This window comes from Actinomadura sp. RB99 (genome assembly GCF_014706005.1).
GTDB lineage: Bacteria > Actinomycetota > Actinomycetes > Streptosporangiales > Streptosporangiaceae > Spirillospora.
Genome location: NZ_JABMCA010000107.1, coordinates 1 through 24198, shown reverse-complemented (window position 1 = coordinate 24198; position 24198 = coordinate 1). Strand labels below are relative to the sequence as shown.

22 protein-coding genes are annotated in these 24198 nt (G+C 74.3%); 10 read left to right on the top strand and 12 right to left on the bottom strand.

What is annotated here, in order from left to right:
* A partial coding sequence (locus tag amrb99_RS46130) for an AAA family ATPase (protein WP_190868434.1) occupies positions 1-2617 on the bottom strand: 2617 nt, incomplete at its 3' end.
* Positions 2614-3252, bottom strand: coding sequence for an FMN-binding negative transcriptional regulator (locus tag amrb99_RS46125; RefSeq protein ID WP_190868433.1), 639 nt, complete (start codon positions 3250-3252; stop codon positions 2614-2616). The genes amrb99_RS46125 and amrb99_RS46130, both read right to left, overlap by 4 nt.
* Before the next feature lie 51 nt (positions 3253-3303).
* Between amrb99_RS46125 and amrb99_RS46120 the strand changes: the two genes are divergently transcribed.
* The 4 genes from amrb99_RS46120 to amrb99_RS46105 all read left to right on the top strand — a co-directional run bounded on the left by amrb99_RS46120 (position 3304) and on the right by amrb99_RS46105 (position 7506).
* On the top strand, positions 3304-4260 hold the full coding sequence (locus tag amrb99_RS46120) for an ATP-dependent DNA ligase (RefSeq protein ID WP_190868432.1): 957 nt from the start codon (positions 3304-3306) through the stop codon (positions 4258-4260).
* Between the two features lie 113 nt (positions 4261-4373).
* Positions 4374-5744, top strand: a complete 1371-nt coding sequence (locus amrb99_RS46115) for a cytochrome ubiquinol oxidase subunit I (protein WP_347257146.1) — start codon at positions 4374-4376, stop codon at positions 5742-5744.
* Between the two features lie 3 nt (positions 5745-5747).
* Complete coding sequence (locus tag amrb99_RS46110) at positions 5748-6758, top strand: cytochrome d ubiquinol oxidase subunit II (RefSeq protein ID WP_190868431.1); 1011 nt, start codon at positions 5748-5750, stop codon at positions 6756-6758.
* 73 nt (positions 6759-6831) lie between these two features.
* Entirely contained in the window at positions 6832-7506 is a 675-nt protein-coding gene (locus amrb99_RS46105) for a triacylglycerol lipase (protein WP_190868430.1), read from the top strand.
* 146 nt (positions 7507-7652) lie between these two features.
* Here amrb99_RS46105 and amrb99_RS46100 read toward each other — a convergent pair whose 3' ends face one another.
* The 9 genes from amrb99_RS46100 to amrb99_RS46060 all read right to left on the bottom strand — a co-directional run bounded on the left by amrb99_RS46100 (position 7653) and on the right by amrb99_RS46060 (position 16062).
* The gene (locus tag amrb99_RS46100) at positions 7653-8507 is read right to left on the bottom strand and encodes a geranyl diphosphate 2-C-methyltransferase (RefSeq protein WP_190868429.1); all 855 of its coding nucleotides are present in this window, start codon (positions 8505-8507) and stop codon (positions 7653-7655) included.
* A gap of 46 nt (positions 8508-8553) precedes the next feature.
* Positions 8554-9957 carry a family 2 encapsulin nanocompartment cargo protein terpene cyclase gene (locus tag amrb99_RS46095; RefSeq protein ID WP_206700374.1) on the bottom strand — a complete coding sequence of 468 codons (1404 nt, stop codon included), beginning with the start codon at positions 9955-9957 and terminating at the stop codon, positions 8554-8556.
* 185 nt (positions 9958-10142) lie between these two features.
* Positions 10143-11033, bottom strand: coding sequence for a TauD/TfdA family dioxygenase (locus amrb99_RS46090; protein ID WP_190868428.1), 891 nt, complete (start codon positions 11031-11033; stop codon positions 10143-10145).
* A gap of 14 nt (positions 11034-11047) precedes the next feature.
* Positions 11048-11884 carry an ABC transporter permease gene (locus tag amrb99_RS46085; protein WP_190868427.1) on the bottom strand — a complete coding sequence of 279 codons (837 nt, stop codon included), beginning with the start codon at positions 11882-11884 and terminating at the stop codon, positions 11048-11050.
* Entirely contained in the window at positions 11881-12687 is an 807-nt protein-coding gene (locus amrb99_RS46080; RefSeq protein WP_190868426.1) for an ABC transporter ATP-binding protein, read from the bottom strand. The genes amrb99_RS46085 and amrb99_RS46080 overlap by 4 nt, the downstream gene beginning before the upstream one ends.
* Positions 12684-13727 carry an ABC transporter substrate-binding protein gene (locus amrb99_RS46075; protein ID WP_190868425.1) on the bottom strand — a complete coding sequence of 348 codons (1044 nt, stop codon included), beginning with the start codon at positions 13725-13727 and terminating at the stop codon, positions 12684-12686. Before amrb99_RS46075 ends, amrb99_RS46080 begins: the two co-directional genes overlap by 4 nt.
* A 308-nt stretch (positions 13728-14035) precedes the next feature.
* A complete protein-coding gene (locus amrb99_RS46070) occupies positions 14036-14320 on the bottom strand; it encodes a DUF6295 family protein (RefSeq protein ID WP_190868424.1) in 285 nt (94 codons plus the stop codon).
* Between the two features lie 14 nt (positions 14321-14334).
* Positions 14335-15078 carry a dienelactone hydrolase family protein gene (locus amrb99_RS46065; RefSeq protein ID WP_190868423.1) on the bottom strand — a complete coding sequence of 248 codons (744 nt, stop codon included), beginning with the start codon at positions 15076-15078 and terminating at the stop codon, positions 14335-14337.
* 147 nt (positions 15079-15225) lie between these two features.
* A complete protein-coding gene (locus amrb99_RS46060; protein WP_190868422.1) occupies positions 15226-16062 on the bottom strand; it encodes an undecaprenyl-diphosphate phosphatase in 837 nt (278 codons plus the stop codon).
* A 275-nt stretch (positions 16063-16337) separates the two neighbouring features.
* Between amrb99_RS46060 and amrb99_RS46055 the strand changes: the two genes are divergently transcribed.
* The 3 genes from amrb99_RS46055 to amrb99_RS46045 all read left to right on the top strand — a co-directional run bounded on the left by amrb99_RS46055 (position 16338) and on the right by amrb99_RS46045 (position 20169).
* Positions 16338-18851: a DUF4118 domain-containing protein gene (locus amrb99_RS46055; RefSeq protein ID WP_190868421.1), complete on the top strand. Its 2514-nt coding sequence runs from the start codon at positions 16338-16340 to the stop codon at positions 18849-18851.
* Positions 18848-19525, top strand: coding sequence for a response regulator (locus amrb99_RS46050; RefSeq protein WP_190868420.1), 678 nt, complete (start codon positions 18848-18850; stop codon positions 19523-19525). The genes amrb99_RS46055 and amrb99_RS46050 overlap by 4 nt, the downstream gene beginning before the upstream one ends.
* A gap of 113 nt (positions 19526-19638) precedes the next feature.
* Positions 19639-20169 carry an HU family DNA-binding protein gene (locus tag amrb99_RS46045; protein WP_190868419.1) on the top strand — a complete coding sequence of 177 codons (531 nt, stop codon included), beginning with the start codon at positions 19639-19641 and terminating at the stop codon, positions 20167-20169.
* An 11-nt stretch (positions 20170-20180) separates the two neighbouring features.
* Here the strand turns inward: amrb99_RS46045 and amrb99_RS46040 are convergent, their stop codons facing one another.
* Positions 20181-20696 carry a cupin domain-containing protein gene (locus amrb99_RS46040; RefSeq protein WP_190868418.1) on the bottom strand — a complete coding sequence of 172 codons (516 nt, stop codon included), beginning with the start codon at positions 20694-20696 and terminating at the stop codon, positions 20181-20183.
* 129 nt (positions 20697-20825) lie between these two features.
* Here amrb99_RS46040 and amrb99_RS46035 point away from each other — a divergent pair, with 129 nt between their 5' ends.
* The 3 genes from amrb99_RS46035 to amrb99_RS46025 all read left to right on the top strand — a co-directional run bounded on the left by amrb99_RS46035 (position 20826) and on the right by amrb99_RS46025 (position 23957).
* Complete coding sequence (locus amrb99_RS46035; RefSeq protein ID WP_190868417.1) at positions 20826-21329, top strand: SigE family RNA polymerase sigma factor; 504 nt, start codon at positions 20826-20828, stop codon at positions 21327-21329.
* A 1-nt stretch (position 21330) separates the two neighbouring features.
* Positions 21331-22350, top strand: a complete 1020-nt coding sequence (locus amrb99_RS46030) for a hypothetical protein (protein ID WP_190868416.1) — start codon at positions 21331-21333, stop codon at positions 22348-22350.
* 116 nt (positions 22351-22466) lie between these two features.
* Positions 22467-23957, top strand: a complete 1491-nt coding sequence (locus tag amrb99_RS46025; protein ID WP_347257145.1) for an alkaline phosphatase family protein — start codon at positions 22467-22469, stop codon at positions 23955-23957.
* The last annotated feature ends 241 nt before the right edge of the window (positions 23958-24198 follow it).

Sequence of the window (24198 nt, the reverse complement as noted above, 5' to 3'; positions counted from 1 at the left end):
TGGCGGCCCGCCGCAGCGCCGAGCCCGCGCGGTCCCGGTCCCCGGCCGCGAGCGCGGCCTCCCCGGCCCTGACCAGCGCGCACGCCGTCCCGTACGGCTGGTGCAGCGCGTCCCACGCCGCGGCCGCCGCGTCCCACGCCGCGGCCGCCGCGTCCCACGCCGCCTGGTCCAGGACGCCCTCGGCGCGCGCGGCCTCCGCCTCGAACGTCAGCCGGTGCGCCTCCTGCACCGGCCCGTGGACGCGCAGCCCCTCCACGCGGGACCGCACCTTCGCCAGCGCGCCCGTGTCGCCCAGCTCCGCGCAGGCGGCGGCCGCGACCACCAGCCCCGGCAGCGCGTACCGGGACTCGTCGGGCAGGCCGACGTCGGTGAGGATCGGGTCGAGCGCGTCCAGGGCCTCGGCCGGGCGGTCCCGCGCGAGCGCGATCAGCGCGCTCAGCCGGGCCACCGGGAACAGGTTCTGCGCGCGGCGCGCCGCGCCCCGCGCGATCAGCCCGGGCGGCTCCGCCGCGTGCCGCTCGGCGGCGGCGAGGTCGCCCCGGGCCAGCTCGACCGCCCCCGCCAGGTGGTGCAGCCCCGCCCGGATGACGCCCGCCGACGTCCGCGGGAGCGTCCGCCCGATCACGTCGAGCGCCTCGTCCCAGCGGCCGAGCGACACCAGCGGCTCCGCCACGTTGATCGACAGGAACGCGCCGGCCGACCGGGCCAGCCCGTACTCCTCCGCCCGGGCGACGCCCGCGGCGGCCACCTCGGCGGCCTCCGCGTGCCGCCCGTACATCTCCAGCACGTCGGAGTGGTTGGTGAACGCGCGCAGCAGCGGCTCGAACGCGCGGACCTGCGACGCCCGCGCCGCGACCCGCCCGATCCGGGCGAAGAACGCCTCGGGGTCGTCCTGGTCGAACAGGTCGAGCCAGGCCAGGTTCAGCTCGACCGACAGCTCGGACTCGGTGTCCCCGACGGCCCGCGCGACCTCCAGCGCCTCGCGCGCCGCGTCCAGGGCCTCCGCGCGGGTGCCGTGCAGGCCGATGATCTTCGTGGCGAGCGTCGCGAGCACCCGCGCCCGCTCGGCCGACGGCGGGTCGGCCGGCACCAGCCGGGCCGCCTCCCGCAGGTCCGCGGGCGCCTTGTCGCTGCCCGCCCGCAGCCGCAGCATGCCGCGCAGCTCGTACAGCCGCGCCTCCCGCATCGGGTCGCCGGCCGCCTCGCCCGCGCGCAGCGCCTCGGTCGCCAGCCGGATCCCGACGTCCGGCTCGCCCGCGAGGTCGGCCAGCGTGACGGCCTCCTCCATCACCTGGACGTGCGGGACGCCGACGCGCTCCGCCGCGTCCGGCACCCGGTCCCACAGCCCGAGCACCCGCGACGCCATCCGCAGCGCCTCCGCGTAGGCGAGCGCCCGCCGGGTCTCCCCGACGGCCCGCCACGCCGCGGTCAGCGCCCGGACGACGTCGTGCGCCGCGTGCCAGTGGTGGGCCAGCGTCACCGCCCGTGCCCGGTCCGGCATCAGCTCCGGGTGCTCCTCCAGCACCCGCGCGTACCGGACGTGCAGCCGCGTCCGCTCGCCGGGCAGCAGGTCGTCGTGCACCGCCTCGCGGATCAGCGCGTGCCGGAACGCGTAGCCGTCGCCGTCCACCACCAGCGTGTTGGCCGCCACGGCGGGCCGCAGCCCGCGGGTCAGCTCCCGCTCGTCCAGCCCGGCGACCGCCGCGAGCAGCTCGTGCTCGATCCGCGCGCCGCCGCCCGCCGCCACCCGCAGGATCTCCTGGGTGTCCTCCGGCAGCCGCTGGACGGCGCCGAGCAGCAGGTCGCGCAGCGACTCCGGCAGGTCCCGGCCGGCGCCCGACCCGACCAGCGCCTCGACGAACAGCGGGTTGCCCTCGCTGCGCTCGAACACGTCCGCGAGCGTGCCGGCCGGCGGGTCCGCGCCGAGGATGCCGCGCACCAGCTCGCCGACCGCGTCCCGGCCGAGCCGCCCGACCTCGACGCGGGCGACGTGCTCGACGCGCTCCAGCTCGATGAGGACCGGGCGCAGCGGATGCGCGCGGTGCAGCTCGTCGGTCCGGTACGTGACGACGATCAGCAGCGCGTCCCCGGCGCCCAGGTTGCGGACGAGGAACGTCAGCAGGTCGCGGGTCGAGGCGTCCGCCCAGTGCGCGTCCTCGACGACCAGCACCACCGGACCGGACGCCGCGAGCCGCTCCAGCAGCGTCAGCACCAGCTCGAACAGCCGGGCCCGGGACTCGCCGGTGAACGCGCCCGCGTCGGCGTCGCCGAAGTCGGGCAGCAGCCGGCCCAGCCCGTCGCCCGCGCCCGCGGGCAGCAGGCCGCGCACCCCGTCCACGCCGACGTCGCGGACGAGCCCGCGCAGCGCCGCGGTGAACGGCGCGAACGGCAACCCCTCGGTGCCGAGCTCCAGGCAGCCGCCGACCAGGACCCGCGCACCTTCCGCGCGGGCGCGCGCGCCGAACTCGCCGACCAGCCGGGTCTTGCCGACCCCGGCCTCCCCGCCGAGCAGCACCGCCGACGGAGTCCCGGCGCGGGCGTCGCGGAAGGCGGCGTCGAGCGCGGCGGACTCGCGCTCGCGGCCGACGAGCACCGGGCTGACCGTGCGGGCGTTCACCGCTCCGGCGCGTCCGGCCTCGCGGCCGCGCGCACGGCCTCGGCCATGGCCGGGTCGCCCTCGGCGAGGTACCCGGCGGCGACGCCGTCCCGGTCGGCCGCCGGCCGGTTCTGGCTCAGCTTCGCCTTCGCCTCGATCCGGGTGATGACGAGCTCCAGCCCGACGATCGCGCGCAGCTGCCCGGCGATGTACTCCGGCGGCGCGTCGTCCACCGACCAAGGGGCGGGACGGCCCGCCTCGTGCCTGTCGGTGAGCCGCCGCACCAGCGACTCCAGCCACGCCGGGTCGTCGTGGACGACCAGCCGCCCGTACACGTGCGCGGTGAGGTAGTTCCACGTCGGCACGACCCGCCCGTGCTCGGCCTTGGACGCGTACCACGACGGCGTCACGTACGCGTCGGGACCGTGCACGATGAACAGCGACTCGCCCTGCGCGGGCGCGCTCCACTGGTCGTTGTTGCGGGCGACGTGCGCGAGCAGCGCGCCGTGCTCGCCCGCGTCCGGGTCGTACAGGACGGGAAGGAACGTGGCGACGAGGCCGCGCGGCGTGCTCGTGACGAGGTCGGCCGCGCCGCAGCCGTCGAGCAGCGCCCGGACCTCGGCGTCACCGGCCGAGAAATGTGCGGGTATGTACACGCTCCGACGCTACCCGAACGGCCTGTCGGAGGCGCGTGCGAAGGTGGGGGCGTGAGCACGGAAGAGGAGCGCGACGGGGTCCGGCTGACCAACCTCGACCAGCCGCTGTTCGACGGCGCCGACGCGACCAAGCGCGATCTGGTCGACTACCTCGACGCCGTCGCCGGGCTGCTCGTCCCGAAGCTGGAGGGCCGCCCGCTGTCCGTCATCCGCGTGCTGCGCGGCCAGAAGCCGTTCATGCAGAAGAATCTCCCCAAGTACACGCCGCCCTGGGTGCGCCGGGTCACGGTGTGGGCCGAGACGTCGCGGCGGGAGGTGTCCTACGCGCTCTGCGACGACCGCCGGACCCTCCTGTGGTTCGCCAACCAGCGCGCGGTGGAGTACCACCCGCCGCTCGCCACCGCCGCCGACCCCGGTCGCCCCACCCACCTGGTGATGGACATCGACCCGCCGGACGGGGGCCCGTTCTCCGCCGCGGTCGGCGCCGCGCACCTGGTGCGGCGCGCGCTCGCCGACTGCGGGCTCGACGGCGCCGTGAAGACCAGCGGGTCCAAGGGCGTGCACGTGTTCGTCCCGCTCGACGGCCGCACCGCCGCCGACGACGCCGCGGCGGCGACCCGCGCGCTCGCCGCCCGCGCCGAACGCCTCGACCCCGGCCTCGCCACCACGGCGTTCATCCGCGAGGACCGCGCCGGCAAGGTGTTCCTCGACTCGACCAGAGCGGGCGGCGCGACCGTCGCCGCCGCCTACAGCCCCCGGATCAGGCCCGGCACGACGGTGTCCTTCCCCGTCCCGTGGGACGAGCTCGACGCCGCCGACCCGCGCGCCTTCACCATCCGGACGGCGGCGGAGCTGCTCGCCGACCGCGACCCCTGGGCGGAGCTGATGCCCGCCGCGCGCCCCCTGCCCGCCGACCTCGTCGAGGAGGGCCACACCATCCCCATCGCCCGCGTCCAGGCGATGCACGAGGGCAAGCGCCGCGCCCGCGCCCGCCGCGACCAGGGCTGACACCCGGAATGGTCAACGGCCGCCCATGATCGTCCCGGCCGCCGCGTCGCCCCGCGGCGCCCGGGTACGACCCCGCCGGACACCGCGCGAACGGCATCCGAGGGGAGCGGCACGTGACCGTGACGGGGCAGCTGGCGGCCGCCGCGACACCGGGCGACCTCGTCGCCGCGCGGACCCAGATGGCCGTCTCGCTCGGCTGGCACATCGTGCTCGCCTGCCTCGGCGTCGGCATGCCCGCCATCGCCTTGATCGCCGAGTGGCGCGGCCACCGCACCGGCGACGCGAACTACCGGCTGCTCGCGCGCCGGTGGGGCCGCGCGATGGGCGTGCTGTTCGCCGTCGGCGCGGTGTCCGGGACGATCCTGTCGTTCGAGATGGGCCTGCTGTGGCCCGGCATGATGGGCGTCTACGGGCAGGTCATCGGGCTGCCGTTCTCGCTGGAGGGCATCGCGTTCTTCATCGAGGCGATCTTCCTCGGCGTGTACCTGTACGCGTGGGACCGGCTGAGCCCGGTGAAGCACCTGCTGTCCGGCGTGCCGATCGTCGTCGCCGGCGTGCTCAGCGCGTTCTTCGTGGTGACCGCGAACGCGTGGATGCAGGCGCCCGTCGGGTTCCGCACCGAGAACGGCCGCGTCGTGGAGGTGCGTCCCTGGCAGGCGATGTTCAACCCGTCGTTCCCGTCGCAGACCGTCCACATGATCCTCGCCGCGTTCATGGTCGCCGGGTTCGGCATGGCGTCGGTGTACGCGGTGGCGATGCTGCGCGGGCGCCGCGACCGCTACCACCGGCTCGGCCTGCTGCTGCCCTTCACCGTCGCCGCCGCCGTCGCGCTGCCGCAGATCGTCGTGGGCGACTGGTCGGCGCGGTTCGTCGCCGACCACCAGCCGATCAAGCTGGCCGCGATGGAGGGCGTGTTCGAGACCGCGCGCGGCGTCCCGCTGCACATCGCCGGCGTCGCGGTCGACGGCGAGCTGCGCTACGGGATCGGGATCCCGCGCGGGCTGTCGCTGCTGGCGCACGCCGACCCGGACGCCGAGATCGTCGGCCTGAACTCGGTGCCGCCCGCGGACCGCCCGCCCGTGAACATCGTGCACTGGGGTTTCGAGGTGATGGTCGGCCTCGGTTCCGCGATGCTGCTGCTGGCGCTCTGGCTCGCCCTGTACTGGTGGCGCCGCCGCGACATGCCCCGCACCCGCTGGTTCCTGGTCGCCACCTCGGTGTCGGGCGTCGCCGCCGTCGGCGCCCTCGAAGCCGGGTGGACGGTCACGGAGGTCGGACGGCAGCCGTGGAGCGTGTACGGGGTCCTGCGCACGGCCGACGCCGTCAACCCGGCGCCCGGCCTGGTCTGGGGCGCCGCCCTGGTCGGCGCCGTCTACGCCGTGCTCACGGTCGCGTCGGTGTACGTGCTGCGGCGCCTGGCCCGGGACGCGCCCGTGCCGATCGCGCCGCAGGAGCAGGACGTCACCGGGTTCACGGTGGTCTGACCCGTGGCGGCCGAGATCCTCCTCGCCGTGCTGTGGATCGGCCTCAGCGCCTACGTGCTGTTCGCCGGCGCCGACTTCGGCGGCGGCGTCTGGGACCTGATCGCCGGCGGCAGCGAGCGCGGCCGGCCGCAGCGGTCCCTGATCGAGCACTCCATCGGCCCGGTGTGGGAGACCAACCACGTGTGGCTGATCTTCGTCCTGGTCGTCACCTGGACGGGCCTGCCGCCGGTGTTCGCGGCGCTCGCCTCCACCCTCTACATCCCGCTGACGCTCGCCGCGCTCGGCATCATCGCGCGCGGCGCCGCGTTCGCGTTCCGCAAGGCCAGCACGGCGCTGTGGCAGCAGCGGCTGTTCGGCGCCACGTTCGCGTTCTCCTCGCTCGTCACGCCGTTCTTCCTCGGCACGGTGGCCGGCGCGATCGCCTCCTTCCGCGTCCCGCCGGGGCTGGCGAAGGGCGGCCTCGTGACCAGCTGGGTCAACCCGACCTCGCTGATCACCGGCGGCCTCGCGGTCGGCGTCGCCGCCTACCTCGCCGCCGTCTACCTCACCCGGGACGCCGAGCGCGGCGGGCACCCCGAGCTGTCCGAGCGGTTCCGGCGGCGGGCGCTGGCCGCCGGCGCGGTGGTCGGCGTCCTGTCGGGCGGCGGCCTCGCCGTCCTGCACGCCGACGCGCCGCGGCTGTTCACCGGGCTGACCTCCGGGCGCGGGCTGCCGCTGCTCGTGGTGTCGATCGCGGCCGGGCTCGCGTCGATGGTCCTGCTGTGGCGGCGCGCGTACGTCGCCGTCCGCGCCACCGCCGCCCTCGCCGTCGTCGGCCTGCTGTGGGGGTGGGGCGTCGGCCAGTACCCGCACCTGCTGCCCGGCGTCGACCTGGACGAGGCCGCGGCCACCGGTTCCGTCCTCGTCGCGAGCCTCGCCTCCCTCGGCGTCGGCGCGCTGCTGCTCCTGCCGTCGCTCTGGTGGCTCTACTCGACGTTCCAGCGCGAGCAGGCGCCGGACGCGCGAGACCGGTGATTTCGCCGATGCGGTGACCGGCGACGGCACCGACACTCGGTGACGAAACACCCCCACCCCCGAGGAGGAGCAGATGCGCCGGATTCTCGGCACTCTCCTGACCGCGGCGGTCACCGTGCTCGGTGCCGTCGTCGGCGTGAGCGCGCCCGCGCACGCGGCCGGGCACACGCCCGTGGTGTTCGTCCACGGCTACACCGGAAACGCGTCCAACTGGGTCACCGCGGAGGCGGTGTTCGCCGCGGCCGGCTACAGCAGCAACGAGATGTTCGCGTTCAACTACAACTCCTACGGCGACAACAAGACCAACGCCGCGAGCCTGGCCTCCTACGTGAACCAGGTGCGGGCGCAGACCGGCTCGTCGCAGGTCGACATCGTGAACCACTCGATGGGCGGGCTCGTCAGCTGGTGGTACATCAAGGAGCTCGGGGGGCAGCAGTACGTCAGGCACCTCGCCTCCCTCGCGGGCGCCAACCACGGCACCACGGCCGCCTACGCCTGCCTGATCTACACGACCTGCCAGCAGATGTCGCCCGGCTCGTCGTTCATCCAGACGCTGGCCTCCGGTGACGAGACGCCCGGCGACACCAAGTACGCCACCTGGTACTCGCCGTGCGACGGCGTCATCAACCCCTACACCAGCACCATGCTCAGCGGCGCCACCAACAACTACGTGGCGTGCGAGAACCACCTCACCTACCTCACCGACACGGTGGTGCTGAACTCCGTCCGCACCTTCCTGGCGAGCTGACGCCCGCCGGACCGTCTGGAACAGGACCCCGCGGCCCGCCGGTGCCTCCCACCGGCGGGCCGCGGCACGCCCTTCCCGGACCCGGTCGCCCAGCCCCGGCCGCCCGGACCCGGTCGCCCAGCCCCGGCCGCCCGGAGCCGGGCCGCCTAGACCCGGTCGGCGGCGATCAGCAGGTACTGGAAGCTGCCGCCCTTGTAGGCGTCCAGGAACGCCTGCTCGATGCCGGTCGCCAGCGTCGACTTCGCGCGCAGCTCCCAGTACGGGATCGTCGCCGAGGTGAGGTCGACGACGCTCACCGGGACGAGCCGGTTCGCCGCCATCTCCCGGAAGTAGGTGCTGCGCGGGTGGATGTCGCAGATGTAGTGCGCGTTGATCTCGCTGACGGCCCGCGACGGCAGGCCGTAGGCGTCGTTGTAGCAGCCGGTGATGGTCACGTACCGGCCGCCGCGCCTCAGCAGCCGGGCGTGCTCGGCGAACAGCAGGCCCAGCTCCACGTACATGGTGCTCTCGTTGTTCCAGATCGCCTGGAACGCCCCGGTCTCGAAGCCCGTGTCGAGCATGTTCTTGAAGTGGAAGCGGACCTTGCCGGCGACGCCGCGCCGCTCGGCCTGGTCGTTGGCGAACGCGACCTGCGACTCCGAGATCGACACCCCGTCGACCCGGCAGCCGAACCGCTCGTGGGCCACCAGGCTCGACCCGCCGCGCCCGGACCCGGCGTCCATCAGCCGGTCGGCCGGCTTGATCGGGCCGAGGTGGCTCATGAGCAGGTCGGCCTGGGCGCACTCCAGCCGGTGCAGCTCGGCGATGGTCCGCTGCTCGCGGGTCTCGGCCGGGCCGTCGAGGACCGTCCAGTCGACCGGGCCGATGCCGTAGTGGTGGTGGTAGATCCCGTCCACCTCGCCGAGCCGGAGGTTGACCGGGTTGCGCTCGGCGTTCCAGTACTCGGCGACGGAGTGCTGGTAAAGGCTGCCGAGGACCGGGGAGTCCTGGGTTGCGGTCATGTCCGGTGATCCTTTCGTGGGGTTCGGGTCATCGGGGTGGGGGTCGTCACTTGTAGCGGTCGGACGCGCCGTGCCACTCCAGGCAGCCGGCCATCCAGCTCTGCACGCCGAGCAGGAACCGCTGCAGCTCGGCGGACGGGACCGAGGCCAGCTCCCGCTGGCTGTCCTCGAACCCGCGGACGAAGTCGTTGTGCATCGCCACGGCCGTCCGGACCGCCTCCTCGACGGAGCAGCCCTCCTCCTCGGCGATCAGCAGCACCACGTTGCAGTCGGGCAGGTCGTCGGCGGCCTCCCGCTCCACCGAGTGCAGGTCGTTGACGATGACCGAGGCGGTACCCGCCTGCATCACCGCGCGGTGCACGCGGGGCTCGTAGAACAGGTTCGCGTCCAGCTGGTAGCCGCCGACGATGTCGATCAGCGTCATGGACGTGTAGAAGCTGTCGTGCTGGCGCGCGGCGAGGTACCGCCACACCGGGGGCAACTGGCCGAGATGCCGCCACGCCGCGTACGCCGTCCAGCTGACGTACATCTGGAACGTGGTGTTGAGGACGCGCATGAGCTGCGACGGCCCGGCGTGGCGCTTGAGGTGGCCGGTGGCGGAGCGCAGCGCGACGAGGACGGGGTCGGACCGCACGGCCTCCTCGACCTGGTCGGTGTACTTGCCCGCGTCCGGCGGCGGGTCCATCGCCGACATCACCAGCGCCAGCCGCGGCGGCAGTTCGGTGGGGATGGCGCCGAGGTCGCTCTCGTCGGCGTAGTAGTCGTCGCACGCCCACCACGCGGCGTTCATCTTGGCGGCGAGCAGCAGCGGGTCGACGTCGTCGGTCTCGGGATGGGCGAGGACCGCGAGCCGCCCGAACCCCGTGTCGCGGAACTTGCCGAGCTGGTCGGCGTAGATCCCGACCTCGTCGGCCCACTCGACGAGCCGGTCGTTGACCACGAGCGCCAGGTCGTCGTCGATCCGGGCCGTCAGCGGGCAGTACAGCGGCGGGAAGGAGCCGTCGCCCCACGCGCGTTCGGCGTAGCCCGGCGAGAAGTGGCCGCCCTTGCGCGTCGGGCTCGGCAGGAGCGTCGGCAGGACCGGGAGCGCGGCCTCCGGCACGCCCGGGTCCAGTGCGCCCGGATCCAGTGCGCTCGGGTCCAGGGTGTTCGTGTCGGGCGCGGCCGGGGCCGGGGCGCCGTCCACGGGGGTGTCCAGAGGGAGCGCGTCCGGAGAGGGCGCGTCCGTCGCGGGCGGGACGGTGCGGAGTGCGTCCAGGATGCGCGCCGCCGACGTGCCGAGGCCGCTCGGCCCGGACAGCAGCCGGCTCACCCGCTCGGCCGCCGCGCGCTCGGCCCCGGCCACGGGCGCGGCGTCGGGCGCGGTGTCGGGCCCGGCCTCCGCCCCTGCCTCGGGCGCCGGCCCGCCCGTCCCGCGGCCGGGTCGGCGGGCAACGCTGCAGTCGTCCATCGTCGTTCCCCTCGCTGGATCATGGCGTGGTCGGCCGTGACCAGTTACTCACAGCTTCAGGGCGACTACAACAGGCAGCGACCTTCCCTCGGGGTAACAGCATGTAACCGAGCGCGTACAGGCGGCCTTACGGAAAAGGCCCGGCGGTCCCGTCCGGGACCGCCGGGCCTGACCGGCCGGGAGCGCTACGCCGCGGCGGCCTCCGCGGCCGGGGTGTAGTGCCCGGCGTCGTCGCCTTCGATGATGCGGCTGGACCCGCCGTCCACGCCCACGGGCACGTCGCCCGCGACGGTGACGCGGTGCAGCACGCGCGGCAGGTCGCCGTAGTCGTCGGGCGCGTAGTGCTGGGTGATGCGGTTGTCGAACAGCACGAGGTCGCCGGGGTTCCACGCCACCCGCACGATGTTCTCCGGACGGGTCACGTACCGCTGCAGCAGCCGCAGGATGTCCCGCGACTCGGTGCCGGACAGCCCCACGATCTCCTGCGCGAACCCGCCGATGAACAGGCCGCGCTCGCCCGTCTCCGGGTGCACCCGCACCACCGGGTGGGCGGTCCGGTAGCGGCGCGCGGTGAAGACCTTGCGGTACTCCAGCGCCTTCTCGGTGTTGCTGCGCGGCACCGCGTAGTCGTAGTCGTTGGTGTGCACGGCCCACAGCCGGTCGGCGAAGTCCCGCAGCTGGTCCGGCAGGTCGCGGTAGGCGGCGGCGGAGTTGGCGATGAGCGTGTTGCCGCCGTACGGCGGGACGACCAGGGCGCGCAGCGTGCTGAGCTTCGGCGGCGTCCGGACGAAGGTGACGTCGGTGTGCCAGTTGTTGGACCGGATGCCCTCCTCGCCGTTCACCGGGAGGATGTCGGGCTGCCCGTCCACGGACGGGACGGTCGGGTGCGCCCTGGTCAGCTCCCCGAACCGGGAGGCGAAGCGGAGCTGGCCCTCGTCGTCGAGGCCGGCGCCGCGGAACACCAGCACCTTGTGCGCGAGCAGCGCGTCGTTGACCTCCTCGAAGGGCAGGTCGTTCGGGTCGGCCCCGGTGTACTCGGCGCCGATGCGGCCGCCGATGCGACGGAATTCGGTCATGATGCGGGCCCTTTCTAGCGGCGGACGGTGGGGTCGGCGAGCCGCAGCAGCAGCCGCAGCAGGCCGTCGAAGGCGAAGCCGAGCACGGCGATCTCGGCGATCCCGCTGAAGATCAGCGGCGTCTGGAGGTAGTTGCCGGCCTGCAGGATGAGGTAGCCGACGCCGCCGGTGGCGGCGATCATCTCGGCGGCGATGATGGCGGTCCACGCGCCGCCCATCGCGATCCGCATCCCGGTGATGACGCCCGGTACGGCGGCGCGCAGCCGCACGTGCAGCATGGTGTGCAGCTGCGAGGCGCCGAGGCTGCGGCTGGCGTTCAGCAGGTCGGGCGGGACGGCGTCGAGCGCGCCGAGCGTCGCGACCGTCACGATCGGCAGCACCCCGAAGAAGATCAGCGCGATCTTCGAGGTCTCGCCGATCCCGAACCAGACCACCAGCAGCGGGATGAAGGCGATCGGCGGCAGCGGGCGCATGATCGCGATGAGCGGGTCGGCCAGCTCGCGGATCACCCGGACCCCGGCCATGGACGCGCCGAGCACCAGCCCGGCGGCCGTGCCGAGCAGGAACCCGGCGAGGATCCGCCCGGTGCTGATCAGCGCGTCCGCGACCAGCGTCTTGCCCTGCACCTCCGGGTACGGCTTGCGGAGGTACTCGGCGAGCGTCCGGGCGGTCTCGGTGACGGTCGGCAGCGTCACGGAGTCGCCGATGACCAGCGCGGCGACCTCCCAGACCAGCAGCGCGAGGGCGATCGCGCCGGCGCCGGTCCACAGCCGCCGCCACGACCGCGACGGTCCGGGCGCTGCGCCCGCCGCGGCGGCGGCCGCCGCCGGTGCCTCGGTCGTCGTCGTCATCGCTCCAGCACCTCCCTGATGCGCCGCTTGGCGTTCACGAACGCGAGCGTCTCGGTGTCCTCGTAGGCGCGGGGGCGCGGCAGTTCGATGTCGATGACGTCCTTGGTGCCGCCGGGCGGCGCCGACAGCACGCAGACCCGGTCGCCGAGCAGGGCCGCCTCCTCGACGTCGTGCGTGACGAAGACGATCGTGGTGCGGTGCCGCTGCCACAGCTCCAGCAGGAAGCGCTGCATGGCGGCGCGGGTGATGGCGTCCAGCGCGCCGAACGGCTCGTCCATCAGCAGCACGCCGGGCCGGTTGACCAGCACCCGGGCGAACGCGGCCCGGTGCCGCATGCCGCCGGACAGCTCGTGCGGGTAGGCGTCGCGGGCGTCGGCGAGCCCGACGGTCTCCAGCAGCCGCTCGGCGTCCTCGCGGACCCGCGGGGTCAGCGCGCCGCGCGCCTTCGGCCCGTACAGGACGTTCTGCCAGGTCGTCAGCCACGGGAAGAGGTTCGGCGTCTGGAACAGCACGCCCCGGTCGTGGCCGGGCCCGGTGACGGGCCGGCCGCCGACCAGCACCTCGCCGGAGTCGGCGGCGGTGAACCCGGCGAGGATGTTCAGCAGCGTCGACTTCCCGCAGCCGGACGGCCCGAGCAGGCACAGGAACTCGCCCGGCCGCACGTCGAGGGTCACGCCGTCCAGCGCGGGACGGCCGGGGCGGCGGCGCCGGCTGAACGTCTTGCGGACGTCGCGCAGCCGCACCCCGGTGGGCTCGTCGGCGGCGGGCTCGGCGACCGCCGCCTCGGTCTCGGTCGTGCTCATTTGCACCCTCCCGACTGGGCCTTGTCCCAGAAGGCCGGATCGATGTGCCGGGCGATCTCCGCGGTGTCCGGGACGCTCTTCGCCCGGCCCTGCGTCACGAGGAAGTCCGCGGTGAGCTTGAAGTTCTGGGCGAGCCTGCCGCTCGCGGACGTCCCGTCCGGCCCCTTGAGCCACCCGGTCTCCTCCGACGCGGGGATGTAGGGGTAGCTCTTGGTCGCGGCGATGGCGTCCGCCGGTGCGACGCCGATGAACTTCGACGCCGGGGTGATGTACTTGTCGGCCTGCGGGCCCTTCACGAGCGTCTCCGCCTTGGAGATCTGGCAGACGAGCGCCTGCACCACGTCGGCGTGCTGCTTGGCGTAGGCCGAGGACACCGCGAGCATGTTGACGGCCGCGAAGCCGAGCTTGGCGATGTCGGCGGAGCCGACCAGGACGCGGGCCTTGTGCTTCTGCAGCTCCAGCAGGAACGACCGGCTGATGTAGACCGAGTCGATCTTTCCGGCCTTCCAGGCGGCGGCCTCGGCGGCCTCGCTGGCGAAGCTCGCGATCTGCACCTTCGAGGTCAGGCCCTGCGACTTCAGCCAGCCGCGCAGCTGGAAGTCCAGCGTGGAGCCGACGAGCACGCCGACCTTCCGCAGGTCGCCCGGCGCCTTGATCTTGTCGTTGACGGCCAGGCCGGAGGCGTCGATGCTCTCGACGTAGACGGCCTTCACGTCGGTCCCGCTGGTGAAGGCGCCGGTGAACGGCGGGTTCCCGACGCCGGAGACGAACGGGAACGCGCCCGCGCGCAGCTGCGCCATCCCGGCGACGCCGCTGTCGATCGGCTGCAGCCGGATCTTGGCGGGCACCTTGCCCGCCAGGTCGCCGTTCGCGGCGACGATCGCCTCGGGGCCGGCGACCGCGCCCTGGAAGTAGCCGATCTTGACGGTGCCGGTGTCGCCGCGCGCGGACGTCCCGCACCCCGCCGCGGCGAGCGCGAGGCCGGCCGCGGCGGCGGTGATCCGGACGAGGGGTCTTCCGGGCAGGGGTTCTCTGAGCATGGGAAAGGTGTGTTCCTCGGGCGAGCGGCCGGCTCGTGCCCTGGGGTGGGCGCCGGACCTGGGGGACGGGACGGGCGGGCTCCGCGGGGCGGAGCCGCGGGCGGGTCGTCAGGCCGGACAGCCCGCGGCCGTGACGCGGAGCAGGTCCACGTGGCGGCGGCGGACGAGGCGGGGCCGGAGGCGCATGCCGGTATGAGAACACGCCGGGGCGGCACTATGCAACTATTCCTACTGGTTTAACCTGAAATAGACCGGCCGGGCCGCCCCGAGCCGGATGCGCGCCCGCCCCGGGGGGACCCGGGGCGGGCTCAGGCGGTGCGCCGCCCGGCGGCGGAGGCCATGCCGGGCGGGGCGGAGGCGAGGGCCTTCTGGATGGCCTCGACGAGCGCGAGCGCCGCCTCCTCGGTCAGCTCCACCGCGACCCGCGCGGACGGCCCCTCGGACGGGTTCGTGAAGTCGATGTTCAGCGTGTGCTCGTTCGTCGAGTGGAACGGGTGGTCGACGTAGACCGCCCCGTCCGTCAGCGTGAACCAGCCGGACGCGCCCTTGGCGGCCCCGGCCAGCTCGACCTTGTGGGTCTGGTAGGTGCACATGCGGGTGTCCTCCCTCAGGACGCGAGGTGCCGGCCGAAGAAGTCGAAGATGCGCTTCCAGCCGTCGACGGCGGCCTCGGGCCGGTAGGAGGTCCGCTCGACGGAGAAGAACGCGTGCCCGGCGCCCGGGTAGCTGTGGAACTCGTGCTCCTTGCCGAGCCGCGTCAGCTCCGCGTCCAGCTCGGCGACCTCGTCCGGCGCGGGGAACTGGTCGTCCTCGCCGAACAGCCCGAGCAGCGGGCAGGACAGGTCGGCGGCCCGCGAGATCAGCGGAGCGGCCTTCAGCGGGAAGTCCGCCGGCGGCTCCTTCACCACGAACGCGCCGTAGCAGTCCACGGCGGCGTCGAGGTCCAGCGACACCGCCGCGAGGAACGACTGCCGCCCGCCCGAGCAGTACCCGATCACGCCGACCCTGCCGTTGGCGCCCTCCAGGCCGTTGAGGTGCGCGGCGGCGCCGGCGACGTCCCCGACGAGCTGCTCGTCGGGCACGCCGCCCTTCGCGCGGGCGGCGGCGGCCTGGTCGTCGGGCGCGACGTCCCTGCCCTCCCGCGAGTACAGGTTCGGGCAGATCGCCGCGTAGCCCCGCGCGGCGAAGGTGCGGGTGATCTGCTTGGTGCCCTCGTCGTAGCCGGGCAGGTGGTGGATCACGACCACGCCGCCGCGCGGCCGGTCGCCGAGCGGGCGGGCCAGGTACGCCTCGAGCTCGGCGCCCTCGTGGCCGGTGATCGAGACGGTCCCGGCCTGCATCTGGTCTGTCATGGGTGCGCAACGCTCCGTATGCGGATGGGGACACGGTCGGTCGCGCGGTCCGCGAGCCGGCCGTGCGGACCGTGCCAGTCTGCCCCATGGCACCGCCGGGGCGGCGGGCGCCCCGCCGCGGTCCCGGAACGTCCCCGCGGGCGCCGGTCAGCCGTTCAGCGTGCCGGCCCCGAGCAGCCCGAACAGCAGCAGGCCGACCGCGACCCGGTACACCACGAACGCGGTGAACGTGTGCCGCGCGACGAACCGCAGCAGCCAGGCGATCGAGGCGTAGGCGACGACGAACGACACCGCGGTGCCGATCGCGAGCGGCAGCGCGCTCTCCCCGGACCCGAGGGCGCCGGGCAGCTCGTACAGGCCGGCGCCGGTCAGCGCGGGGATGCCCATGAAGAACGACAGGCGGGTGGCGGCGAGGCGGTCGAGGTTCAGCAGCAGGCCCGTCGAGATCGTCGCGCCGGACCGCGAGAAGCCGGGGAACAGCAGCGCGAGGATCTGCGAGGAGCCGACGAGCATCGCGTCCCAGAAGCCGGTGTCGTCCTCGCCGCGCTTGTTGCGGCCGTACCGGTCGGCGAGCCACATCACGACGCTGCCGACGATCAGCGAGCCGGCCACCACCCACAGCGAGGCGAGCGGCCCCTCGATGAGCGGCTTGGCGGCGACCCCGACGATGACGACGGGGATGGTGGCGAAGATGACCCACCACGCGAACTTGTAGTCGTGGTGGTACCGCTCCTCCTTGTTCGCCAGGCCCTTGAACCAGGCCCCGACGATCCGGACGATGTCGGAGAAGAAGTAGACCAGGACGGCGGCGATGGCGCCGACCTGGATGACGGCGGTGAACCCGACGACGCCCTTGTCGTCGACCGGGACGTCCATGAGCCCTTCGGCGATCTTCAGGTGCCCGGTGGAGGACACCGGCAGGAACTCGGTGAGGCCCTCGACGACGCCGAGGACGATGGACTGGCCGACGTTGATCACGCTCACTGGACGGTTCCCTCACGCCTCGTCACCGGCTCGGTGCCGCGAGCCTACCCCTCGCGGGGGCCGCGCGCGGCGCGCCTGGCCGGAGCCGGGCGCGGCGGCGTGTCGAACGCGTGAAGATCGGGGGCGGCGGCGTAGGGAACGCGTCAAGACGCCGTTCCCGTCCGAATACCGCTGTGCCGTCCGAATACCGTGGTGGCAGGGCCGGACGCGCCGCCGCCGGCGCACGGCCGCGCGACGATGCGGCCACGGTCCGGGCCGAGAAGGGGAGGCAGGCCATGGGCAGGGGGCGGCTCCGCGTCTACCTCGGGGCGGCTCCCGGCGTGGGCAAGACCTACGCGATGCTCTGCGAGGGCAGGCGGCGGCTGGAGCGCGGCACCGACGTCGTCGTGGGCTACGTCGAGACGCACGGCCGGCCGCGCACCGCCGCGCTGCTGGACGGCCTGGAGATCGTCCCGCGCCGCACCCTGACCCATCGCGGCGCGGGCTTCACCGAGCTGGACGCGCAGGCCGTGATCGACCGGGCCCCGGCGGTCGCGCTGATCGACGAGCTGGCGCACACCAACGTCCCGGGCAGCCGCGACGCCAAGCGCTGGCAGGACGTCGAGCGGATCCTCGACGCCGGCATCGACGTGATCACCACGGTCAACGTCCAGCACCTGGAGTCGGTCAACGATGTCGTCGAGGAGATCACCGGGGTGGCGCAGCGCGAGACGCTCCCCGACGAGGTGGTCCGCCGCGCCGACCAGGTGGAGCTGGTCGACATGGCGCCGGAGGCGCTGCGCCGCCGGATGGCGCACGGCAACGTCTACGCGCCCGAGAAGGTGGACGCGGCGCTGTCGAACTACTTCCGCGTCGGCAACCTCACCGCGCTGCGCGAGCTGGCGCTGCTCTGGCTGGCGGGCAAGGTCGACGAGCAGCTCGACCGGTACCGCGCCGACCACGGCATCGACCGGACGTGGGAGGCCCGCGAGCGCGTCGTCGTCGCGCTCACCGGCGGGCCCGAGGGCGACACCCTCATCCGCCGCGCCGCCCGCATCGCCGACCGCACCAAGGGCGCCGACCTGCTCGCCGTCCACGTCACCCGCGGCGACGGCCTCGCCGGCGCGGGACCGGCGCTGCTCGCCCGCCAGCGCGACCTCGTCGAGGGCCTCGGCGGCACCTACCACCAGGTCGTCGGCGACGACGTGCCGCGCGCGCTCCTGGAGTTCGCGAGCGCGGTGAACGCCACGCAGCTCGTCATGGGCGTGTCGCGGCGCAGCCGCCTGTCGCGGGCGCTGCTGCCCGGCGTCGGCGTCACCACCACCGCGCTGTCCGGCCCGATCGACGTGCACATGGTCACCCACGAGCAGGCGCACCGGAGCCTGCGCCGGCCGAAGGACGGCGGCCCGAACCTGCCGCTGCGGCGCCGCCTCGCCGGCTACGCGCTCGCCGTCCTCGGCCTGCCGCTGCTCACCTTCGCGCTCACGGAGCTGCGCGGCTCGTTCTCGCTGCCCTCCCAGATCATGTTCTTCCTCGCCGCGGTCGTCGCGGTCGCGCTCGCCGGCGGGCTGTGGCCCGCGCTGCTGGCCGCCGTGGCGGGCTCCCTGCTGCTGAACTTCTACTTCACGCCGCCGCTGCACACCCTCACCATCGCCCAGCACGAGAACCTGATCGCGCTCGCGGTGTTCCTGCTGGTCGCGGCGGCCGTCAGCGGGGTGGTGGACACCGCCGCGCGGCGCTCCCGGGACGCCGCCCGGTTCGGCGCCGACGCCGAGGTGCTGTCCACCCTCGCCGGGAACGTGCTGCGCGGCGAGCACGAGCTCGACGTCCTGCTCGGCCGGCTCCGCGAGACGTTCGGGCTCGACTCGGTGACGCTGCTGGAGCGCACCGGCGACCCGCCGCGCTGGCAGGTCGCCGCGACCGCGGGCGGGCGGCCCTGCACCGCCCCCGAGGAGGGCGACACCGAGATCCCCGTCGGCGACGACCTCGCGCTCGCGCTGCGCGGCCGCCCGCTGCCCGCCGGGGACCGGCGCGTCCTGGAGGCGTTCGCCGCGCAGGCCGCCGCCGCGCTGCGGCGCCGCCGGCTGGAGGCCGAGGCCGAGCGCGCCCGCCCGCTGGAGGCCGTCGACCGGATGCGCACCGCCCTGCTCAGCGCGGTCAGCCACGACCTGCGCACCCCGCTGTCGTCCGCCAAGGCCGCCGTCGAGAGCCTGCGCAACACCGAGATCGACTGGACCGGAGAGGAGCGCGCCGAACTCGCCGACACCGCGGGGGAGTCCCTCGACCGGCTGGACCGGCTCGTCGCCAACCTCCTCGACATGAGCCGGCTGCAGGCGGGCGTCCTCGGCATGGCCGCCCGCCCGCTCGCGCTCGACGAGGTCGTCCCGCGCGCCCTGGACGAGATCGGCGCCGCCGCCGAGCACGTCCGCGTCGCGATCCCCGGCGACCTGCCCGAGGCCGAGGCGGACCCGGCGCTGCTGGAGCGGGTGCTGGTCAACCTGATCTCCAACGCGCTGCGCTACCACCCGCCGGGCCCGCCCGTCCTCATCACGGCGGGGGCGCTGCGCGACCGCGTCGAGCTGCGGATCGCCGACCGCGGCCCCGGCATCCCGGCCGCCGACCGGGACCGCGTCTTCCAGCCGTTCCAGCGGCTGGACGACCGCGACAACCACGCCGGCGTCGGGCTCGGCCTCGCCCTCGCGCGCGGCCTCACCGAGGCGATGGGCGGGGAGCTGATCCCCGAGGACACCCCCGGCGGCGGGCTGACGATGATCGTCGTCCTGCCCGTCCGGGAGAAGGGAACGCCATGACGCGCGTGCTGGTGGTCGACGACGAACCGCAGATCCTGCGGGCGCTGCGCATCAACCTACGCGCCCGCCGCTACGAGGTGGAGACCGCCGCGGACGGCACCACCGCCCTGCGCCGCGCCGCCGACTGGCACCCCGACCTGATCGTCCTGGACCTCGGGCTCCCCGACGTCGAGGGCCTGGAGGTGATCCACGGGCTGCGCGGCTGGACCCGCACCCCGATCATCGTGCTGTCCGGCCGCGCGGGCAGCCGGGACAAGGTCGAGGCGCTGGAGGCGGGCGCCGACGACTACGTCACCAAGCCGTTCACCATCGAGGAGCTGATCGCCCGGATCCGCGCCGTCGGCCGCCGCGCCGCGCCCGGCGAGGACGCGCCCGTCGCCGCCGTCGGCGCGCACACCGTCGACCTCGCCGCCAAGACCATCACCGCGGCCGACGGCGCCGCCGTCCGGCTCACCCCGACCGAATGGCACCTGCTGGAGATCCTGCTGCGCAACCCCGGCAGGCTCATCAGCCAGGGCCAGCTGCTCACCGAGGTGTGGGGCCCGTCGTACACCCGCGAGACGCACTACCTGCGGCAGTACATGGCCCAGCTGCGCCGCAAGCTGGAGCCCGATCCGACCCGTCCCCGCCACCTGCTCACCGAACCCGGCATGGGGTACCGCTACCAACCGTGACCCGCCGCCGCGTCCGGCCGCCCCCTCGCCCGGAAATCCCGCCGTATCCAGGGATTTCGGCGGTCACGCTGGGCTAGCCTGAGCGCACGAAAGCCGCAATGGAGGCAGGGCGCATGAATCGCAGCGAGTTGGTCAAGGCCGTGGCGGAGCGGGCGGGCGGCGAGGAGGCGGTCGCGCGCCGGCACGTCGACGCCCTGTTCGAGGCGGTGATGGAGGCGGTGTCCGCCGGGGAGCGCGTCGTCGTCACCGGTTTCGGGGCGTTCGACCGCTCCTCCCGCCCGGCGCGCAGCGCCCGCAACCCGCGCACCGGGGCGCCCGTGGAGGTGCCCGCCGCGCTCGTCCCGACGTTCCGGTTCGGGCAGACCTTCCGCAACCGCGTCGCCCAGAGCGCCGACGCCGCGCCGGCCGAGGCCGTGCCCACCGAGGCCGTGTCCACCGAGGCCGTGCCGGCCGACGCGGTGCCCGCCGGCGGCGCCGCCGCCCGGACGAAGAAGCCCAAGAAGGGCAAGAAGGCCGCCGCCAAGAAGACCCCGGACAAGGCGCCGGAGAAGGCGCCGAAGAAGGGCAAGAAGGCGGTCGCGGCCGACTCCGCGCCGAAGAAGAAGAGCGGAAAGGCCAAGGCGAGGACCAAGAGCGGGAAGTAGGCGCCCTCCCGTCACACCATGTACTGGTCGTGGCGGTGGTAGAGCTCCGTCCATTCCTCATCGCTGAGCCGGCGGCCGGTCGCGGCGATCTCCGCGAGTTCCTCGAAGTACCCCTCGCGCGGCGCGCCCGGCGTGAACAGCAGGAGCATCGAGGCCGGCTCGCCCGACTCGTTGCGGAAGCCGTGCACGCCGCCTTCGGGGACGAACAGGAAGTCGCCCGGCGCGGTGTCCCGCCAGCCCGTCCCGTCGTGCAGCCGGACGGTCCCGGACAGGATGTAGAACGACTCGGTCATCGTGCGGTGGAAGTGCGGGTCCGGCCCCGACGGCCGGGGACCCATTTCCCCCCGGTACAGCCCGAACGCCCCGCCGGTGGAACCGCCCGTGCCGAGGTAGTGCACCCGCGTCCCGGTGGGGACGCCCTGCGCGTCGAGCGGCCCCATGCGGAGGTCCGGCGGGGCGTCGCCCGCCCGCAGCGTCGCGCTGACCTCACCGGCGTCGCCGAAATAGCGGGGCTCGGGGTAGGACATCGGCGCTCCTGTTCCTCGCGCGGTGGACGGCGTGCCACGACCTTAGCCGAAAAGGATCATGGTCCGGCCGGGCAACCATCGCGGCGGGCCGGCCGGTAGATGTCGGAGGAGGATCTACCGGGAGGTCGGATGCGGGAGCGACCGGACTACGCGGCGTACGTGACGGAGCGGTCGCCGCGGCTGCTCAGGACGGCCTATCTGCTGTGCCGCGACTGGGCGCAGGCGGAGGACCTGCTGCAGACGGCCCTGGTCAAGGCGTGGCGGGCGTGGCGGCGGATCGGGGACAACCCCGATCCGTACGTGTACCGGATCCTCGTCAACACGCACGCGTCGTGGGCGAAGCGGCGCTGGCGCGGCGAGCGGCCCACGGAGCGGCCGCCGGACGGGCCCGACCCGGCCGACGGCATCGGCGCCGCCGAGGACAAGGCCGTGCTCTGGGCCGCGCTCGGCCGGCTCCCGCAGCGGCAGCGCGCCACGGTGGTCCTGCGCTTCTTCGAGGACCTGTCCGAGCCGCAGGTCGCCGCGATCCTCGGCTGCTCGGTCGGGACCGTGAAGAGCCAGACCAGCAAGGCCCTCGCCAAGCTCCGCATCGATCCGGGCATCCTGGCCGCCGCGCCGCGGGGAGGGGAGTGACATGGCCTACGAACTGAAGGACCTGACGGAGGTCATGGAGGCCGAGAGCGCCGGCGGCGTCCCCTCGCCGGACCTGCTGGACGGCGTCCGCCGCCGCGTCCGGCGCGGCGACCGGTGCCGCGCCGCCGCCGGCGCCCTCGGCGTGCTGCTGGTGGCCGGGGCGGTCTTCGGGGTCGTCCAGCGACTCGGCGGGCCACCGCGTCCCCCGGAGCAGGAATCGGCGGTCACGGGCGCCGTGAACCGGGCCTTTCCCAAGAGCCGTCCGGTCGAGGGACTGAAGCCGGTGACGGAGAGGCGGTTCTCCTGGTACGGGCGGCTGGCGCACATCACGTTCACCCCGACCGGGGCGTACACGAGGTTCACGACCTACTGCTCGAACACCGCCACCAGCTTCGAAGTGGTGGACGGAGACGTGGCGAGCGCCGACTGCGGAGGAGCGCAGTACATGCTCACCACTCCTGGTGTTCCGACCACCGTCCAGATCGCGGTCGTTCCGAGGGACGAGGCGCGGGGATTCACCCTGACGGACGCCCCCGCCGAACTCGACCGGTCCCTGGCGGGCCGCGAACCGAAGCGGGGGAACTGGAGCGTCCGCGTCTACAGCGGGCCATGCACATCGGCCAACTGCAAGCTGATGCGGAGGGTGGCCCCCGCCCCCCAGCCCCCGGTGACGGGGCTGCGGCGGCTGGGCCAGGCGACGGGCGCCGCCGACGGCCGTGTCCGCGGGGTGCCGCTCACGGAGCGCGCCACGGCGCTGCGGCTCCGGGTGACCTGCGTGGACGGCGCGGCGCACGCGGTGTTCCGGATCGCCGGCCGCGCGAAGGCCGTCGAGTGCGAGGCCGCCGAGTCGAAGGGTGTCGTCTGGGACACGGAGGCCAGGGGAGGGGCGGACGCCGTCGAGGTGGCCGTGCTGCCCGCCGAGGTGGCCAAAGTGCCCGGCACCGATGACGCCGCGCTGGCGACGGCGATGAAGGGCGTGAAGCCGGACGGAAGGTGGACGCTGGAGGTCTACGCCCGCTGAGCGCGGGACCGGCGGGCTGAGCCGCCGGGGAGGGCCGCCGGGCGCGCCGGTCCGGCGGCTCGCCGAGTGCCGGGCGGATCCGTGGAGGCCCAGGTCATGCGGGTTACGCTCGCGAAGTGATCTTGACTGGTGAGCGGCGTGGGGACCGCCGCCCGGCCGGCCCGGACGTGCCCCTGACGCGGCGGCGGCTGCTGTCGGCGGCGGGCGCCGCCACCGCCGCCGCGTTCGCCGCCGAGTTCCTGCCGCCGAACGTGCGCCGCGCGCTGGCCGCCCGGCCGGCGCGCGGGCCGGGGCGGCTGAAGGACGTCAAGCACGTGGTGATCCTGATGCAGGAGAACCGCAGCTTCGACCACTACTTCGGGACGCTGCCCGGGGTGGCCGGGTTCTCCGACCCGGCCGCGATCACGCTCGGCACCGGCCGGTCGGTGTTCTACCAGCCCGACGACGTCAACGAGGCCGGTTACGTGCTGCCCTTCCACCTCGACACGGCGAGGAGCAGCGCGCAGGCCATCCCGTCCACCAGCCACGCGTGGAGCGTCCAGCACGCGGCCTGGAACAACGGGCGGATGGACGGGTGGCTGGCCGCGCACCGCGCCGCCGACGGCGACAACGCCCCGTACGTCATGGGCTACTACACGCGCGAGGACATCCCGTTCCACTACGCGCTCGCCGAGCAGTTCACCGTCTGCGACCGCTACCACTGCTCCGTGCTCGGCCCGACCTGGCCCAACCGGCTGTACCTGATGAGCGCGAGCATCGACCCCGACGGTGACGACGGCGGCCCGATCACCGGCAACGCCGCCCCGGAGCCCTACACCTGGGACACGTACCCGGAGGCGCTGACCGACGCGGGCGTGACGTGGAGGGTGTACCAGGAGGCGGACAACTACGGCTGCAACATCCTGGAGCCGTTCGCCGCCTACCAGGACGCGCCGACGAGCTCCCCGCTGTACCGGAACGGGATGCGGACGTACTCGGCGGGCCGGTTCGAGTACGACGCGGCGAACGACCGGCTGCCGACGGTGTCGTGGATCATCCCGACGAGCTACCAGTCCGAGCACCCGGACTACACGCCCGCCGCGGGCGCCGACTACGTCGCGTCCAAGATCGACGCGATCGCGTCCAACCCGGACGTGTGGGCCAAGACCGTCTTCATCCTGAACTACGACGAGAACGACGGGCTGTTCGACCACGTCCCGCCGCCGACCCCGCCGCCCGGCACCGACGGCGAGTTCGTCGACGGCGTGCCGATCGGCGCGGGGTTCCGCGTGCCGTGCGTCATCGTGTCGCCGTGGACGCGCGGCGGCTGGATCGCCAGCGAGCCGTTCGACCACACCTCCCCGCTGCGGTTCCTGGAGCGGCTCACCGGCGTGGAGATCCCGAACATCAGCGACTGGCGGCGCGCCGCGTTCGGCGACCTGACGTCCGCGTTCGACTTCGGGAGGCGGCCCGGCGGGCCGGGCGCGCCCCCGGACCTGCCCGGCACCAAGAAGCCCCTCGCCGACGCGGTCACCGCCGTCACGTCCCTCCCGCCGCCCGCGCTGCCCGGCGCGGACCAGACCCCGCCCGTCCAGGAGCACGGCCCGCGGCCCCGCCCGCGGCGCTGAACCGCACCGACAGCGACAGGAGACCGACATGGTGCGAGGACTGCGAGGGCTCGGCCTCGCCGCCGCCTGCGCCGCCGCGGGCATGGCGCTGATCGCGCCGCCCGCCGCGCCGCCGTCGGCAGCGTCCCGACGCCGGTGCGGCGCAGCGGGGACTCCGCGGCGCTCGGGCGGCCCTGGAGGAGCGCCAGGGCCACGCGCTGGGTCATCAGACGGTGCGCCTGGTAGAGGTCCTTGCGGGTCT

Excerpts from the sequence above, each read along its gene's own strand:
- amrb99_RS46075 (WP_190868425.1), bottom strand. The coding sequence starts at position 13,727 with ATGCTCAGAGAACCCCTGCCCGGAAGACCCCTCGTCCGGATCACCGCC.
- amrb99_RS46035 (WP_190868417.1), top strand. The coding sequence starts at position 20,826 with ATGCGGGAGCGACCGGACTACGCGGCGTACGTGACGGAGCGGTCGCCG.
- amrb99_RS46105 (WP_190868430.1), top strand. The coding sequence starts at position 6,832 with ATGCGCCGGATTCTCGGCACTCTCCTGACCGCGGCGGTCACCGTGCTC.
- amrb99_RS46030 (WP_190868416.1), top strand. The coding sequence starts at position 21,331 with ATGGCCTACGAACTGAAGGACCTGACGGAGGTCATGGAGGCCGAGAGC.
- amrb99_RS46065 (WP_190868423.1), bottom strand. The coding sequence starts at position 15,078 with ATGACAGACCAGATGCAGGCCGGGACCGTCTCGATCACCGGCCACGAG.
- amrb99_RS46040 (WP_190868418.1), bottom strand. The coding sequence starts at position 20,696 with ATGTCCTACCCCGAGCCCCGCTATTTCGGCGACGCCGGTGAGGTCAGC.
- amrb99_RS46080 (WP_190868426.1), bottom strand. The coding sequence starts at position 12,687 with ATGAGCACGACCGAGACCGAGGCGGCGGTCGCCGAGCCCGCCGCCGAC.
- amrb99_RS46095 (WP_206700374.1), bottom strand. The coding sequence starts at position 9,957 with ATGGACGACTGCAGCGTTGCCCGCCGACCCGGCCGCGGGACGGGCGGG.
- amrb99_RS46090 (WP_190868428.1), bottom strand. The coding sequence starts at position 11,033 with ATGACCGAATTCCGTCGCATCGGCGGCCGCATCGGCGCCGAGTACACC.
- amrb99_RS46100 (WP_190868429.1), bottom strand. The coding sequence starts at position 8,507 with ATGACCGCAACCCAGGACTCCCCGGTCCTCGGCAGCCTTTACCAGCAC.
- amrb99_RS46085 (WP_190868427.1), bottom strand. The coding sequence starts at position 11,884 with ATGACGACGACGACCGAGGCACCGGCGGCGGCCGCCGCCGCGGCGGGC.
- amrb99_RS46070 (WP_190868424.1), bottom strand. The coding sequence starts at position 14,320 with ATGTGCACCTACCAGACCCACAAGGTCGAGCTGGCCGGGGCCGCCAAG.
- amrb99_RS46045 (WP_190868419.1), top strand. The coding sequence starts at position 19,639 with ATGAATCGCAGCGAGTTGGTCAAGGCCGTGGCGGAGCGGGCGGGCGGC.
- amrb99_RS46055 (WP_190868421.1), top strand. The coding sequence starts at position 16,338 with ATGGGCAGGGGGCGGCTCCGCGTCTACCTCGGGGCGGCTCCCGGCGTG.
- amrb99_RS46050 (WP_190868420.1), top strand. The coding sequence starts at position 18,848 with ATGACGCGCGTGCTGGTGGTCGACGACGAACCGCAGATCCTGCGGGCG.